General features: G+C 55.0%; 2 protein-coding genes. Both read right to left on the reverse strand.

Features of this window, described 5'->3' with window-relative positions:
• Positions 1-33: 33 nt before the first annotated feature.
• Positions 34-1,401 carry a DNA repair protein RadA gene (radA, locus tag QZ279_RS03440; RefSeq protein ID WP_293447950.1) on the reverse strand — a complete coding sequence of 456 codons (1,368 nt, stop codon included), beginning with the start codon at positions 1,399-1,401 and terminating at the stop codon, positions 34-36.
• Between the two features lie 68 nt (positions 1,402-1,469).
• Entirely contained in the window at positions 1,470-2,123 is a 654-nt protein-coding gene (locus tag QZ279_RS03445) for a DNA repair protein (RefSeq protein ID WP_293447952.1), read from the reverse strand.
• Between the last annotated feature and the right edge of the window lie 113 nt (positions 2,124-2,236).

Below are 2,236 nucleotides of genomic sequence, written 5' to 3' on the forward strand. Positions count from 1 at the left end.
GCGCGTTAGCCCGCGCTCGTCTGGTGTTGCGCGTTAACCTGCGCCGAAAATATCGCCGACGAAACTGGTGAGATCGCTCATTTGATTAAGTGCGATTCCATCCACTTTGACGCCTTTGCCACCCGCCGGAGCGAGTGCGCCTGTAAAACCAAGTTTTTGCGCTTCCTTCAACCTGTTTTCGGTTTGAGGAGCGGGTCTAAGCGCACCTGAGAGGCTTATTTCGCCAAAGACTACAGTTTCAGCGGGTAAAGCGGCATCTTCACGCGCACTTATAAGTGCAGCTGCCACCGCAAGGTCGGCGGCGGGTTCCGTAATTTTCATACCACCCGCAACATTGAGGTAGACATCCAACCCCGTGAACGGGATTCCAACGCGTGCTTCAAGGACCGCGAGAATCATCGCGAGACGTCCGCCATCCCAGCCAACGACTGTGCGGCGGGGTTGGGAGTGGGGCGAGGGCGCGACGAGCGCTTGTAGTTCGACAAGGACAGGGCGGGTGCCCTCGACACCTGCAAAGACCACGGATCCCGGTGACGGTGTGCCGCGCTCAGACAGGAACAGTGCAGACGGATTGGTGACTTGGGACAGACCACGACCTGTCATCTCAAACACACCGATTTCATCGGAGGGGCCAAAACGGTTTTTCACAGCGCGCAAAATGCGGAACTGATGCCCGCGCTCGCCCTCGAAATAGAGAACCGTATCGACCATATGTTCGACAACGCGGGGGCCAGCGATTTGGCCGTCTTTTGTCACGTGACCCACAAGGATCACCGCCATGCCAACGCGTTTGGCAAAGCTGGTCAATTCATGTGCTGCAGCACGCACTTGGGCCACTGAACCGGGCGCGCTGCCAACGGAATCCGACCACATTGTTTGGATCGAATCGATGATCGCGAGCTGGGGCTTCTCTATTTCTAGCGTCGTGAGAATATCGCGCAGATTTGTTTCAGCGGCCAATTGCACGGGTGCGTCCGTCAATCCAAGGCGTTGCGCGCGCATTCGGATTTGTGCGCTGCTTTCTTCGCCTGATACATAAATCGTCTTTAACCCGACGTTCGCGAATTGCGCAGCGGCCTGCAAAAGCAGCGTGGACTTACCAATGCCAGGATCACCACCAACCAAGGTCGCAGAGGCAGGGACCAAACCACCCCCCAGCACGCGGTCCAATTCGTTTAGACCAGAATGGGTGCGTTCAGGGGGCGCCTCTTCTGTGCTGAGGCTTGTAAGTTTTACGGCGCGGCCGCGCACTGTGCCCAGGCCGACTTTGGCGGGACCAGAGGTGCTAAGGCCCGCATCTTCCGCGATAGAGTTCCACGCGCCGCACGCTTCGCAGCGCCCAGACCATTTGGTGGTGACATTGGCGCATTCAGCGCATGCAAATGTGGGTTTTTTAGCCATGCGCCCTTGTGACGAAAGTGCTGCGCGTCGTCAAACCAAACTATTTAGCCAAAATTTCATTACCCAGATTATTCAGTAGCGTGGGGCAAAGAGATAATCTTTGCTTCAAGCTCTTGTGAAACGACCTCTAGGCCAAGTGCTGGCAATACATCGGCCAAATCGTCGACCAAACGATCAATCTGCGCGCGTGCCACGCTTTCATCCATTTCGACCTGTCCAAGCCAGCCTTTGAGTTCGGTTGAAACAAGTTTGGTATTTTCCAAGCGTTCGTTGAATTGACCAATCTCATGCTGGCGCTCTTTCAAAATAGTACGTGCACGCTCGACTTTCTTGTCAGAATAGATCGCGCCGAGTTCTGCTGAAATTTGGCTCATTTGTGCTGCGGCTTCCAGCATTGCTGGTTCTAGCTGCGCTAGGTCGGGATGCTCACGTAGAAATCCAAGCCGTTCGCGCACAGCATCAAATTTACCAGAAAGCTGAAACACACCGGTACGGTCGTGCGCGTGCGCAATCGCATAGGCGCGTGCAACGTCGCTCATTCCGATTTGGAAAGACCGGTGCGAGGTTTCAAGCTTGGCAATGCGTTGATGCGAAGGAAAGAAAAAACATGGGCCTACCAACAAAATGGTTCCCGCGATCTGGGCGGCCATTCCTGCCAGTGGATAGGCTTGTTCGCCCATGACCAAGGACACAACATGCCAGACGTTGGCAAATGTAGACATACGAAAACCTCCCCCAAGGTAGTAGGCTAATGTTAGCCGATGTCGGGGTCTGCACTAGGGGAAATCTGTGGCGTTAACATCATTCTGGGACAGATGCGGTATTTCCATCGCGC

It is taken from the genome of Planktotalea sp., from assembly GCF_018607965.1.
Taxonomy (GTDB): Bacteria; Pseudomonadota; Alphaproteobacteria; order Rhodobacterales; family Rhodobacteraceae; genus Planktotalea.